The sequence below is a fragment of the Flavobacterium sp. YO64 genome (assembly GCF_004119505.1).
Taxonomy (GTDB): domain Bacteria; phylum Bacteroidota; class Bacteroidia; order Flavobacteriales; family Flavobacteriaceae; genus Flavobacterium; species Flavobacterium oncorhynchi.
Genome location: NZ_NRQV01000013.1, coordinates 113,396 through 126,835, shown reverse-complemented (window position 1 = coordinate 126,835; position 13,440 = coordinate 113,396). Strand labels below are relative to the sequence as shown.

Genomic DNA, 13,440 nt, shown 5'->3' with positions numbered 1-13,440 from the left:
ACCCATTATAATAGTAGTTTTTAATGATAAACAACGAAGATTTTTTAGACGAAATAGGTGACAGTCATTTCAGCAGTAATGCAAAAAACCCTCTAAGAGAGGATGCTTTCGACTTAAGCGATGACGAAAAAATAGAAAAAATTAAAAAAGATGTTGAAAACATTCTCCAAACTCTTGGAATGGATTTGACAGATGACAGCATAAAAGGTACTCCAAACCGAGTTGCAAAAATGTTTGTAAAAGAAATTTTTGGAGGTCTTAATCCTTCAAAACAACCAAAAGCTTCAACTTTTGATAATAATTACAAATACGGTGAAATGCTTGTTGAGAAAAACATAACTGTTTACTCTACTTGCGAACACCATTTACTGCCAATTATAGGGCGCGCTCATGTTGCTTATATTTCAAACGGAAGAGTTATTGGTTTATCAAAAATGAATCGTATTGTTGAATATTATGCAAAAAGACCTCAGGTTCAAGAGCGTTTAACAATGCAGATTGTTCAAGAACTTCAAAAAGCTTTAGGAACAGAAGATGTTGCCTGCGTTATTGATGCTAAACATCTTTGCGTAAACTCAAGAGGAATCAAAGACATCGAAAGCAGCACTGTAACGTCTGAATTTGGTGGGAAATTCAAAGATCCTCAAACGAAAAGAGAATTTTTAGACTATATTAAGTTAGAAACACAATTTTAATTTTTTACAGTATTTTCTATTATATTTATGGTCTAGCCCTGATGGAAGCGACATCCTTTTATGGTGGGGTTCACCATAAAAGATACAGCGGACAGCAGGAATAGCTCCTAAAAAAAATCAACAACAAAAAAATATGCCTTTATATACAACGCAGCCACTAAAAATATACAATTCACTTTCGGGTGAAAAAGAAAATTTCAAACCAATCCATGAAGGAAATGTTGGAATGTATGTTTGCGGACCAACGGTTTATAGTAATGTACATTTAGGAAACGTAAGGACTTTTATGTCTTTTGACGTTATTTTCAGGTATTTTCTACATCTTGATTACAAAGTTCGTTATGTTCGTAATATTACTGATGTCGGTCATATTGTAGATGATGTTGATGAAGGCGAAGATAAAATTGCTAAAAAAGCACGTTTAGAGCAATTAGAACCTATGGAAATTGTACAGCGATATACTGTTGATTTTCATAATATTCTAAAAGCTTTCAACTTTTTACCGCCAAGTATTGAGCCAACTGCAACTGGTCACATAATTGAACAGATTGAAATCATCAAGAAAATTATTGATAAAGGAATTGGTTATGAAGCCAATGGATCTGTTTATTTTGATGTTGTTAAATATAATGAAACCAACAATTACGGTATCTTAAGCGGCAGAAATATCGAAGATATGCTTGCTAATACTCGTGATCTTGATGGACAGTCAGATAAGAGAAACCCACAGGATTTTGCTCTTTGGAAAAAAGCAGAACCAGAACATATTATGAGATGGCCTTCGCCTTGGAGCGATGGTTTTCCTGGCTGGCATTTAGAATGTACAGCAATGAGTACCAAATATCTTGGAAATCACTTTGACATTCACGGCGGCGGAATGGATTTAAAATTCCCTCATCACGAATGTGAAATTGCTCAAAATGAAGCCTGCACAGGTCAGTCACCAGTAAATTATTGGATGCATGCTAATATGCTTACCTTAAATGGTAAAAAAATGGCAAAATCTACGGGAAACAACATTTTACCTGGTGAGATCTTAAGCGGTGAAAACAACATTCTGAGCAAACCTTTTTCAGCATCTGTAACACGTTTCTTCATGTTACAAGCACATTATAGAAGCATTCTTGACTTTTCTGATGATGCAATTGTAGCTGCCGAAAAAGGATACAAAAGATTAATGGAAGCTGTTGATTCTTTGTCAGAAATTAAAATCAGCATAACAAGCTCAATAGATATTGCTTCTTGGAGACAATTGTGCTATGATGCAATGAACGACGATTTTAACACTCCTATTTTAATTGCACAATTATTTGAAGCAGTTCGATATATTAATTTACTTAAAGAAGGAAAAGAAACCATTTCTGAAGATGATTTAAAGACATTAACATCTACTGTTAACGGTTTTGTTTTTGATGTTTTAGGCTTAAGTAATGAAAAAGGAGCTGACGGTAATAATGACAAATTAGAAGGTACCGTAAATATGCTTATCGGAATGAGAAATCAAGCTCGTGCTGATAAGAATTTTGCTCTTTCTGACCAAATTCGTGATCAATTGATTGCCTTAGGGATTCAATTAAAGGACGGAAAAGAAGGTACTTCTTTTAGTATTTAAAAACGAAGTGTTCAGTAATCAGTTTAAAGTGTTCAGATTTAAACTGATTACTAAATATTGATCACTGATTACTAATAATCATTGATTACTAAAAATATGTTTTCAAAAATTCTAATATATCCGTTTGTATTATTGGTACGCTTTTATCAAACAGCGATATCGCCTTTTACGCCTGCTGCATGCCGATTTGAACCAACGTGTTCTACATACATGATTCAGGCATTACAAATGCACGGATTGTTTTATGGCGGATATTTAGGAATGAAACGAATTTTAAGCTGTCATCCATGGGGAAGATCAGGTTACGACCCGGTTCCTGAGAAAAAATGCTCGCATAAACATTAACTTTAAATAAAGACTAACTCTGTTTTAAATATTTATTTTTACAAAAAACAAAAACTCTTAACATATGACACATGCCTTAAATATCATTTGGAATCCTTCAGAGGGAATAGATTTAGGATTCTTTATGATTCGTTATTACAGTTTAATGTTTGTAATTGCTTTTGGTTTAGGATGGTTTATCATGAAAAAGATTTTCGAACGCGAAAATGAACCAATTGACAAACTAGATTCATTATTTGTGTGGACTGTTTTAGCTACTTTAATTGGAGCACGTTTAGGTCATGTATTATTCTACGATTGGGAATATTTTAGAAATCATTTACTTGAAATCTTTTTACCTGTTAAATTTGAACCTAAGTTTGAGTTTACAGGATTTCAAGGTTTAGCAAGTCACGGTGCGGCAATTTCGATTATTATTGCCATGTACTATTACAGCAAAAAGATTCTAAAACGTCCATTATTATGGATTTTAGACCGTGTTGTTATTCCAGTTGCGAGCGGCGCTATTTTTGTTCGTTTAGGAAACTTCATGAATTCTGAAATCATCGGTCATGAAACTACATCTCCTTTTGGAATTCGTTTTTTACACGACCAATTCAGCAAAGGCGAAGCTGTAAACGCTACACAAATCGCAAATCCAAAAGACGCTTACACTGCGATTGCAACAGATCCAAAATTTGCCAATTTATTAGCACAAGTACCTGCAAAGCACCCAACGCAATTGTACGAAGCATTTTGTTATGTATTTGTATTTGCAATCTTATTTTTCTTGTACTGGAAAACTAATGCAAGACTTAAATCAGGATATTTATTCGGTTTGTTTTTAGTCCTTTTATTCGTTGTACGTTTTATAGTTGAATTTGTAAAAGAAAGCCAAGGCGGTTTTGAGAACGAATTAGGCCTTTTCTCAACAGGACAATGGCTTAGCATACCTTTTATCATAATTGGTCTATTCTTCATTATTAGAGCACAAAGAAATCCTTTAGCTGCTTCGTAATTAAACATAAAATATTTTATAACAAAAAGTCCAGTATTTAATAAATACTGGACTTTTTGTTTATAGCAGCCACAGAAACCAATCTCTAAATTTCTTTATTACAACTCGTTTTATTTCTGCTATACTTCGCATCCAAAATACATCTACACTCACGTCATACTCAAATTATAGTTTCTTTCCTTTTCTAAGAAGAAGCAAACAAAGAAACAATTACAAAAGCAAAACCTTATTGTTTTTACACCTTAAATGCAAAGCATATTACTTTTACCAAAAACACATTAATAAAACCTATTCTCTAGATCCTAACTTACCTCGTAATCCACAATTAAGAACAAGAAGAAGTCACGATCAATCTTTTAATTTTAAACACTGTAAACATCAAAAAACAATTCCCTAAAACTAAAGTTATATCCTAGAGCGGCAAAAAAAAGATCCAGTTTTCACTGGATCTTTTTTAATATAATTTAAGCGATTAATTATGCTTTATTATGCTTGTCTTCAATTGTATGTTTTTCATCATTTGAAATCGTGTCTACCAATACTGGAGTTGCGATAAATAATGAAGAATATGTTCCTACAATAATACCAATTAACATTGCAAAGATAAATCCTCTGATAGATTCTCCACCAAAGATAAACATCGTTAATAATACAATGATCATCATTAATGACGTATTCAATGTTCTTGATAATGTAGTATTAATAGAAGCGTTTACAATATCTTCGAAACTACCTTTACGGTTTCCGATGATGAACTCTCTAACTCTATCAAATACAATTACAGTATCATTCATTGAGTATCCAATTACAGTAAGAATCGCAGCAATAAAGTGCTGATCCATTTCCATGTGGAAAGGCATGAATTTGTAGCATAAAGAGTAAACTCCTAATACAAAGATAACGTCATGCGCTACAGCTGCAATTGCACCTAATGAATATTGCCATTTACGGAAAGAAACCATTAAGTATAAGAAGATAACTGCCATCGCACCAAGAACTGCCCAGTATGAGTTAGTTTTAATATCTTCAGAGATAGATGCTCCAACTTTAGAAGCTTGTAAAACTCCAATTTTCTTACCATCAAAAGAGTTGATGAATTTATCGTAAGAAGTGTTTGGGTAATACTTTTGCAATGCAGCGTATAATTTTTGATTTACTTCTTCATCAATAGCTACACCATCTTCTTTAATTTTGTATTTAGTTGTGATTTTCAATTGATCATCATCACCTAAAATTTTAGCCTCAACCGGAGTTCCAAAAGCAGTAGATAATTCATCTGAAACTACTGTTGCATCGATTGGTTTTTCAAATTTAACTTGAAATGTTCTTCCTCCAACAAAATCAACACCTTCATCTAACCCGTTAACAAAGAAGATAGAAGTTAAACTTACAATTACAACAATTGAAGAGAAGATGTAAGTGAATTTTTTAACTTTAATAAAGTCAAAGTGGAAATTAGTAAACCAGTTTTTAGTAATATTTGTACAGAAAGTTAAATCAGCTTTTCCAGCAATGTTTTTATCGATAAAAATTCTCGCAATAAAGATTGACGTAAACAATGAAGTTACGATACCAATAAGCAATGTTAAAGCGAAACCTTTAATTGGTCCTGTACCAAAGATAAACAAGATTGCTCCAGTTAAAACGTGTGTAACGTTTGCATCGATAATAGAACGCATTGCACCGTGCCATCCGTAAGAAGCTAGTACAGCTTCAGACAATGATTTACCATCACGTAATTCTTCTTTTGCTCTTTCGTAAATAATAATGTTAGCATCTACTGCAGTACCCAATGTTAATACGATACCTGCAATACCTGGTAATGTAAGTACAAAACCAAAACTTGCCATAATTCCGAATAAGAATAATAAGTTTAATAATAAAGCTAAGTTAGCATACCAGCCTGCTTTACCATAATAGAATACCATCCAAACACAAACTAATAAAAATCCTAATACAGCTGAAATTGTTCCAGCATCAATTGCCGCTTGACCTAAAGATGGTCCAACTACAGTAGATTGTACAATGTCTGCAGACGCAGGTAGTTTACCAGCATTTAATACGTTTGCTAAATCTTTAGTTTCAGCAACATCAAAAGAACCTGTAATTTCAGATCTTCCACCAGCAATTGGTCCACTTGTAACACCAGGCGCAGAATAAACGATGTTATCTAAAACAATAGCAATATAACCTTTTTGAGAAAAAGCTCTTCCTGTTAATTCTTCCCAAACTTTAGCACCTTGACTGTTCATTTGCATAGAAACAGCTGGTTTACCCATTTGGTCAAAAGTATCTTTTGCATCAGTTACAACTCCACCACTCATCGCAGGAACGTTATCTCTGTTTCCTTTTAAAGCGTATAATTCTACCGCTTCAACATCTTTTGCTTTCGCATCTTTTATAGTAGTTGGTTTGCTCCAAACAAATTTTGCATTGTGTTGGTCAGCAGCCAATAAAATTCTAATTTCTGGTCTTTTAAAATAACCATTGATAGCAGCAGTATCTTTAGTAGCAAAATATCCTAAAACTGGACCGCCACCTTGAACAATCATTTTATCAAATAAAGGATTGTTTCCTTTTTTAGTATCAAGTGAATCTTTAGAATTATCTGTTAATAAAGCATTCAATGAATCTTTAGCTACTGCTTTAGTTTCTACCTTCTTAACTTCAGTCTTTTTTAAAGCTTCGTTTGCAGCAACTAAGAAGTTACCAACTTCTTCGATTTTGTAAGTTTCCCAAAACTCTAATTGAGCTTTTCCACCTAATAATTTTTTAATTCTATCAACATCTTTAGCACCTGGAAGCTCTACTAAGATTCTTCCTGTTTCTCCTAATTTTTGAATATTTGGTTGTGTTACACCAAATTTGTCGATACGCTCTCTTAATACTTTGTAAGCACTTTCAACAGACTCATCAACTTTTCTTTTGATTACTTTTTGAACTTGAGCATCTGTCATTTGAAAATCAACACCGCCATCACCTTGTAAACTTCTGTTTGCAAAAATATCAGGTGAAGCTAACTTTACAGTTCCGTTTGAATTTGCCTCAAAAGCTTCAAAAAATTTATTTAAATAGGTCTTATTTCCTTCTACATTTGCACTTGCATCTGCTAAAGATTTATTAAATACTGGATTTTTAGAGTTGTTTGCTAATCCTTTTAAAACATCTTTAATAGAAATTTGAAGAATTACGTTGATTCCTCCTTCTAAGTCAAGACCTTTGTTAAGTTGTTTGTTTTTTACTTCGTTATAAGTAAAATCCGTAAACCCAAGATTGAAAACTTTTTCTTTACCAATAGAATCTAAATATTTTAGCTCTTTATCAGGATTATCTCCTGCAAAAGCTTTAGCTTCACTTTTGACATTATTTGCCACAAAAGTGAATGATAGTTGGTAAATACTTACCAATGCAAATAGAATTGCGAAAAATTTAATAAGTCCTTTATTCTGCATTATTACTAAAAATTAATTATGTTTTATTGTTTGTTTTTGGTTCTAAATTCCCTAAAAATAAGCCCTGACATGAGATTTTAAAACTAAAAAATCGAGATCACGAATTACAACATTTTTTTTAAACCGAGCAAATATATAATTCTCGAAATGATTAAGCAATTTATTTATTAATTAATCTCAAAAAAAAGACTGCAAAAGCGCAGCCTTTTCCTTTTTTTATCAAATTCTTTATACTAAAATCGACTTTAAAGCGTCATTCATACTGCGAACCGCATCTGCACTTTTAGCAAATAAAGCTTTCTCTTGATCATTTAATTTAATATCAACAATCTCTTCAACTCCATTTTTACCAATTATACACGGAACTCCTATACAAATGTCGTTTTGCCCATACTCGCCTTCTACAAAGACCGAACAAGCAATCATTTTTTTCTGGTCGTTTAAAATACTATCTACTAAATACGCTACAGAAGCTCCCGGCGCATACCAAGCTGATGTTCCTAAAAGTCCTGTAAGAGTTGCTCCTCCAACCATTGTATCGGCAGCAACTTTTTGCAATACTTCTTCTGAAAGAAATTGTGAAACAGGAATTCCGTTATAAGACGCTAAACGCGTTAATGGAATCATAGTAGTATCACCGTGTCCGCCAATTACCATAGCAGAAACATCATTTGCAGGTTTATCTAAAGCAAGAGAAAGATAAGTTCTAAAACGAGAGCTGTCTAATGCACCCCCCATACCTATAATTCTATTCTTTGGCAAACCTGTTGCTTTTAAAGCTAAATAAGTCATAGTATCCATAGGATTTGAAACTACAACTATTATGGTATTTGGAGAATGTTTTAATACATTTTCAGCAACTGTTTTTACAATTCCGGCATTTATACCTATTAATTCTTCTCTGGTCATCCCTGGTTTTCTTGGAATTCCTGACGTAATTACAACTACATCACTTCCTGCAGTTTTAGAATAGTCATTGGTTACACCAGATACTTTGGTATTAAAACCAGTATTAGTGGCGCATTGCATAATATCCAAAGCTTTACCCTCAGCAAAACCTTCTTTAATATCCAACAATACTACTTCACTTGCGATTCCTCTATACGAGATAACATCTGCACATGTAGCTCCAACATTTCCTGCTCCTACAATAGTAACTTTCATATTTTTTACTTTATCGGTTATTAATCTGTTTATTTATAAATCAACAATTCGTTTAATCGTTTAAGTAAATTTAAACAATTAAACGAATTGAAGGTTCTATTCTGTTTTATTATGCATCAATATTTGCGTAAACTGCATTTTTCTCGATAAATTCTCTACGCGGCGGTACTTCATCACCCATTAACATTGAGAAAACTCGATCAGCCTCAGCTAAACTATCAATGGTTACTTGACGCAATGTTCTAAAGTTTGGATCCATAGTTGTTTCCCATAACTGCTCTGCGTTCATCTCTCCAAGACCTTTATAACGTTGGATAGCTGCACTTCCTCCCATTCTTTCATTCGCCTGATCACGCTGAACATCATTCCAAGCATATTCTTTCTTTTGTCCTTTTTTAACTAAGTACAAAGGTGGTGCTGCAATATATACGTGTCCTTCTTCAATAAGCTCTTTCATGAAACGGAAGAAGAATGTTAATATTAAGGTAGAAATGTGACTACCATCGACATCGGCATCACACATGATAATTACTTTGTGGTATCTTAGTTTTTCAAGATTTAATGCTTTACTGTCTTCTGCAGTTCCAACTGTAACACCTAAAGCTGTAAAGATATTACGAATCTCTTCGTTTTCAAATACTTTATGATGCATCGCTTTCTCCACATTCAAGATTTTACCACGTAATGGTAAAATCGCCTGAAAGTTACGATCACGTCCTTGTTTTGCTGTTCCACCAGCCGAATCTCCCTCGACTAGATAAACCTCACATCTTGCTGGATCTTGTTCTGAACAGTCAGATAATTTTCCTGGCAATCCACCGCCTCCCATTACAGTTTTACGCTGTACCATTTCACGCGCTTTTTTCGCTGCGTGACGTGCCTGAGCTGCTAAAATTACTTTTTGAATAATTACTTTTGCATCATTTGGATTTTCTTCCAAATAATTTTCTAACATTTCTCCAACAGCTTGAGAAACTGGAGAAACTACTTCTCTATTTCCAAGTTTTGTTTTCGTTTGTCCTTCGAATTGAGGCTCAGCAACTTTTACCGAAATAATAGCTGTTAATCCTTCACGGAAGTCATCTCCAGCGATTTCGAATTTCAATTTATCCAACATTCCAGAAGCATCTGCATATTTTTTAAGTGTTCTTGTTAAACCACTTCTAAAACCTTGCAGGTGAGTTCCTCCTTCGTGTGTATTAATATTATTTACGTAAGAAAAAATATTCTCTGTATAACTTGTATTATAAATCAAGGCAACCTCAACTGGAATTTCACCTTTATCGTGATCCATGCTGATTACGTGAGAAATAATTGGCTCACGATTACCATCTAAATAACGAATATATTCTTTAAGTCCTTCTGTAGAATGGAATACTTCGCTTTTAAACTCGCCTTTATCGTCAACTTCTCTTTTGTCTGTAAACGTAATTGTGATTCCTTTATTCAAGAAAGAAAGCTCACGCATACGAGCTGACAAAGTATCATAAGAGAACTCTGTAGTTTGTGTAAAAATGGTATTATCAGGGTAAAATGTCTGACGTGTACCTCTTTTTTCAGTTTCTCCTATTTGTTTAACTGGATATAAAGATTTTCCTCTTTCGTATTCTTGTTCGTAAATTTTACCTTCTCTAAAAACTGTCGATTTCATATGAACCGAAAGTGCGTTTACTACAGAAACCCCAACACCGTGAAGACCTCCAGAAACCTTATAAGAATCTTTATCAAATTTACCTCCGGCACCAATTTTAGTCATTACAACCTCTAGTGCAGAAACTCCTTCTTTTTTATGCAAATCAACAGGAATACCACGTCCGTTATCCTCAACTGTTACAGAACCATCTTCGTTTATTGCAACACTAATCGCATCACAATGTCCTCCCATCGCCTCATCAATTGAGTTATCGACAACTTCATAAACCAAATGGTGCAGCCCTCGAACCCCTACATCTCCAATATACATCGATGGACGCATTCTTACGTGCTCCATTCCTTCTAATGCCTGAATACTATCTGCTGAATAATTGTTCTTCTTGATTTCTTCGCTCATATAATTTATTCTAAAAAATGTATTTATTGTCTAACACGCAAATATATAAAAACGCGGACTATATACCCATAAAATTCCGACTTAAAGCACTTAAGTTATCAACACAATTGTTTAAAAAATCAAAAAATAACTTCTAAATTCCAAAATTTAGCCGCTAAAAAAAATAAAACCAAAAAAATCGTCAATTTTTTCAAATCCCAATATTTCAAATTCCAAACCCCAAAACTAAAAACAACATAAAAGCAAAATCCGAAATAACAATTTCAATGTTATTTCGGATTTTATAATTCATCCAAATTGGAATTTGAATTTTATAAAGCTGAGGATTTATCCTTTTTTATTTTTTATTAAAATCTCCGGCATAAATTGAGGTCATTTTATCCAAGCTTATATACTTTTTCAAAACCGCATTAATTTCTTCAATTTTCAACGCTTTTACTTTACTTTCAAGCGTATCATAATCCTCAAGCGGTGTTCCGTATTGAAGATACGCATTTGTTAAAGCAATCAAAGTCCCATCATTTCCTAATCTGGTTTTTCTTTCGTTAAGCCAGCTTGTTAAATTTGATTTTAATTCTTCAGCCGTAAAACCATCTTTTAATGCTTTTGAAATTTCTTCTTTAGCAGCAGATTCAACTGCATTTTTTTTCGTTGGATTTAAAAAAGCATAATACAGCCAATATGCTGCATCATTTGTAGTTGGAATATTTATAAACGATCCCGCTCCATAACTAATTCCTTCTTTCTCTCTTAATCGCATTGGAATTCTAGCTGTTAAAAAACCGCCGCTTCCTAACATTTCATTTGCCATAACAAATGCTGGATAATCAGGACTTTTTAAGTTCATTTTAAAACTTATTTTTCCTATTGCAACAGCATTTTCTTTATCAGGCGTAATAAACTCTTTGTCTAACTTTTTAGTTTCAAAAAAAGTAGGCTGTGCCATCACGTATTTTGATTTAGAATTCCATTTTCCAAATGTATTCTCTAAAATTTCCGCTGTAGTTTTTGCATCCAAATCTCCAACTACACTTCCAAATCCATTGTTTCCTCCTAGAATATTGTTATAAAAATCAACTATTTCTGATTGTTTTATCTTTTTATAAGCATCAATTTGTTCCTGAACTGTTGATGTATAAAAAATACTTTCTTTGGAATATTCTTCAGTTTGTTTTGAAACTTGTACAAAAGCAACAGCCTGAGGATCATTTAAACTAGACTCTAAATAAGTATTGTATTCATTGATTGTTTTGGTTAACTCATTTTGAGGGAAAGTTGAATTCACCAGCAAATCACCCAAAATTTCCATAACTTCTTTGAAGCTTTCTTTGTACGTATTAATGCTTACTGACAAATTTTGCCCAGAATAATTAAAATTCAAACTAGATTTTAACTGATCTAATCGATCACTTATTTGTTCTTTTGTTTTGGTTTTAGTTCCTGTTTTTAGTAATTGAGCGAGGATGGCTCCTGTATCTGTTTTTCCAGCTAAATCTTTTTCATTACTTACAGGAAATTTAAAACTAGCTTGAACTTTTCCGCCTTTTATTTCTTTTTTAATAAGACCATATTTTGCTCCATTACTTAATTTTCCTTCAACAAAATTTTGTTTTAAGTTTTTTATTGAAGCTTCAAAAGCTGCCGTTTCTTTCTCTAAAGCTTTTCCTTTGTAGTCTTTTGTAAAAGCGGCTAACTGCTCATCTGTATACTCTGAAGGTTTAACTCTTTGCTCGTCTTTTGATGGAATAAATATCCCGATTGTTCTATTATTACTTCTAAAATAGCGTTCTGCAACTCTTTGAATATCTTCTTTAGTAAGGTTTTCGATTGCATCTCTGTATAAAAAGCCCAATCTATAATCACCTGCACCAATAATTTCAGTAAGATTTATAGCAAATGAAATTGTGTTATTTTTTACACCTTCAATTTGCTTAATAAGCTTCGCTTTAGCTCTGCTTACATCTTCATCTGTATATTTTGTAGAAGCTATTTTGTCTAACTCAGTTCTTACCAGATCTCTTGTTGCTGCTACATCTTTATCATTAGGAACTGCAACTCCAAAATACATAAAACTAGCGTCTCTTGTAGTTGGCTGCCAGAAATATATACTAGACACTTTTTGAGTTTCTACCAACGCTTTATACAAATATCCTGAAGGATCTGCAGTCAAAATTTCACCTAAAGCATCAATCGCTGCATAATCTTTATCGACATAAGCTGCTGTGTGATACAAAGCTCCAACATTTTTACTATCACCGGCTCTTTTAAGTTCTACATACTTTTCACCATCTTGCGCTGGTTCAATTGTATAGGTTTTGTTTAGAACTCTTTTAGGTTTGGCAATTGCTCCAAAATATTGTCCGATATATTGCAGTGCTTTTTTTCTCGTCAAATTTACCCGCTATAATCAGAGTTGCATTATCCGGCTGATAATATTTCTCATAAAAAACTCTAAGCGTATTAGCTTTTACTCTTTCTATATCTTCTTTACTTCCAATAGTACTATTTCCGTAATTATGCCAAAGATAAGCTGTAGATAAAATTCTTTCTTGTAAAATGCCATCAGGATTGTTTTCCCCGATTTCAAATTCGTTTCGAACTACCGAAAACTCTTTATCTAAATCAGTTTGCAAAATGGTAGCATTTATCATTCTGTCCGCTTCCATTTCAACACTCCATTTTAAGTTTTCATCGGTTGATGGAAAAACTTCATAATAATTAGTACGATCTAACCAAGTAGTTCCGTTTGCGCTTCCTCCTTTATCGGAAAGCATTTTCTTAATATCACCTAGATTTTTTGTGCTTTTAAAAAGCATATGCTCTAATAAATGCGCCATCCCTTTTTCGCCGTAACCTTCATGTCTAGATCCTACGTTATAGACAATATTTACAACCATATTGCTTTGTGAAGCATCTGGAATCAGCAGCACTTTTAATCCATTATTCAAAGAATATTCCTTTACACCTTCAACATTTTTAATGTATTTTGGTGCTTCAATCTTTTGTGCATTAACAGGACTCATGGAGGCAAATGCACAATACAACGCTCCACTTAGTAATAGTTTTCTCATAGGTAATAGTTAGTGATTAAAAAAGCAGTAATTTTTTTGGTAATCAAATATAGT

9 protein-coding genes are annotated in these 13,440 nt (G+C 33.2%); 4 read left to right on the top strand and 5 right to left on the bottom strand.

The window, feature by feature from the left end; translation table 11 throughout:
• Nucleotides 1–23 precede the first annotated feature (23 nt).
• From folE to lgt, 4 genes are all read left to right on the top strand, one after another.
• Complete coding sequence (gene folE / locus BOW57_RS11520) at nucleotides 24–695, top strand: GTP cyclohydrolase I FolE (protein WP_089055232.1); 672 nt, start codon at nucleotides 24–26, stop codon at nucleotides 693–695.
• Nucleotides 696–828: 133 nt separating this feature from the next.
• The gene (gene cysS / locus BOW57_RS11515) at nucleotides 829–2,307 is read left to right on the top strand and encodes a cysteine--tRNA ligase (RefSeq protein WP_129054389.1); all 1,479 of its coding nucleotides are present in this window, start codon (nucleotides 829–831) and stop codon (nucleotides 2,305–2,307) included.
• Between the two features lie 96 nt (nucleotides 2,308–2,403).
• Nucleotides 2,404–2,652, top strand: a complete 249-nt coding sequence (gene yidD, locus BOW57_RS11510) for a membrane protein insertion efficiency factor YidD (protein WP_089055234.1) — start codon at nucleotides 2,404–2,406, stop codon at nucleotides 2,650–2,652.
• A gap of 64 nt (nucleotides 2,653–2,716) precedes the next feature.
• Complete coding sequence (gene lgt, locus BOW57_RS11505; RefSeq protein WP_129054387.1) at nucleotides 2,717–3,649, top strand: prolipoprotein diacylglyceryl transferase; 933 nt, start codon at nucleotides 2,717–2,719, stop codon at nucleotides 3,647–3,649.
• A gap of 476 nt (nucleotides 3,650–4,125) precedes the next feature.
• On the opposite strand, the gene secDF is transcribed toward lgt, so the two are convergent.
• The 5 genes from secDF to BOW57_RS20975 form a co-directional block, all read right to left on the bottom strand.
• Nucleotides 4,126–7,101: a protein translocase subunit SecDF gene (secDF, locus tag BOW57_RS11500; protein WP_129024225.1), complete on the bottom strand. Its 2,976-nt coding sequence runs from the start codon at nucleotides 7,099–7,101 to the stop codon at nucleotides 4,126–4,128.
• Nucleotides 7,102–7,329: 228 nt separating this feature from the next.
• The gene (mdh, locus tag BOW57_RS11495) at nucleotides 7,330–8,265 is read right to left on the bottom strand and encodes a malate dehydrogenase (protein ID WP_089055237.1); all 936 of its coding nucleotides are present in this window, start codon (nucleotides 8,263–8,265) and stop codon (nucleotides 7,330–7,332) included.
• A gap of 109 nt (nucleotides 8,266–8,374) precedes the next feature.
• A complete protein-coding gene (gyrB, locus tag BOW57_RS11490; RefSeq protein WP_089055238.1) occupies nucleotides 8,375–10,315 on the bottom strand; it encodes a DNA topoisomerase (ATP-hydrolyzing) subunit B in 1,941 nt (646 codons plus the stop codon).
• A gap of 337 nt (nucleotides 10,316–10,652) precedes the next feature.
• Entirely contained in the window at nucleotides 10,653–12,707 is a 2,055-nt protein-coding gene (locus BOW57_RS20890) for a pitrilysin family protein (protein WP_256371869.1), read from the bottom strand.
• Nucleotides 12,646–13,386 (bottom strand): pitrilysin family protein, encoded by a 741-nt coding sequence (locus tag BOW57_RS20975; protein WP_256371868.1) that lies wholly within the window; start codon nucleotides 13,384–13,386, stop codon nucleotides 12,646–12,648. Before BOW57_RS20975 ends, BOW57_RS20890 begins: the two co-directional genes overlap by 62 nt.
• Nucleotides 13,387–13,440 lie beyond the last annotated feature (54 nt).

Bases quoted from the DNA above. Each gene is read 5' to 3' on its own strand.
- folE (WP_089055232.1), top strand. From the start codon at position 24: ATGATAAACAACGAAGATTTTTTAGACGAAATAGGTGACAGTCATTTC.
- cysS (WP_129054389.1), top strand. From the start codon at position 829: ATGCCTTTATATACAACGCAGCCACTAAAAATATACAATTCACTTTCG.
- yidD (WP_089055234.1), top strand. From the start codon at position 2,404: ATGTTTTCAAAAATTCTAATATATCCGTTTGTATTATTGGTACGCTTT.
- lgt (WP_129054387.1), top strand. From the start codon at position 2,717: ATGACACATGCCTTAAATATCATTTGGAATCCTTCAGAGGGAATAGAT.
- secDF (WP_129024225.1), bottom strand. From the start codon at position 7,101: ATGCAGAATAAAGGACTTATTAAATTTTTCGCAATTCTATTTGCATTG.
- mdh (WP_089055237.1), bottom strand. From the start codon at position 8,265: ATGAAAGTTACTATTGTAGGAGCAGGAAATGTTGGAGCTACATGTGCA.
- gyrB (WP_089055238.1), bottom strand. From the start codon at position 10,315: ATGAGCGAAGAAATCAAGAAGAACAATTATTCAGCAGATAGTATTCAG.
- BOW57_RS20975 (WP_256371868.1), bottom strand. From the start codon at position 13,386: ATGAGAAAACTATTACTAAGTGGAGCGTTGTATTGTGCATTTGCCTCC.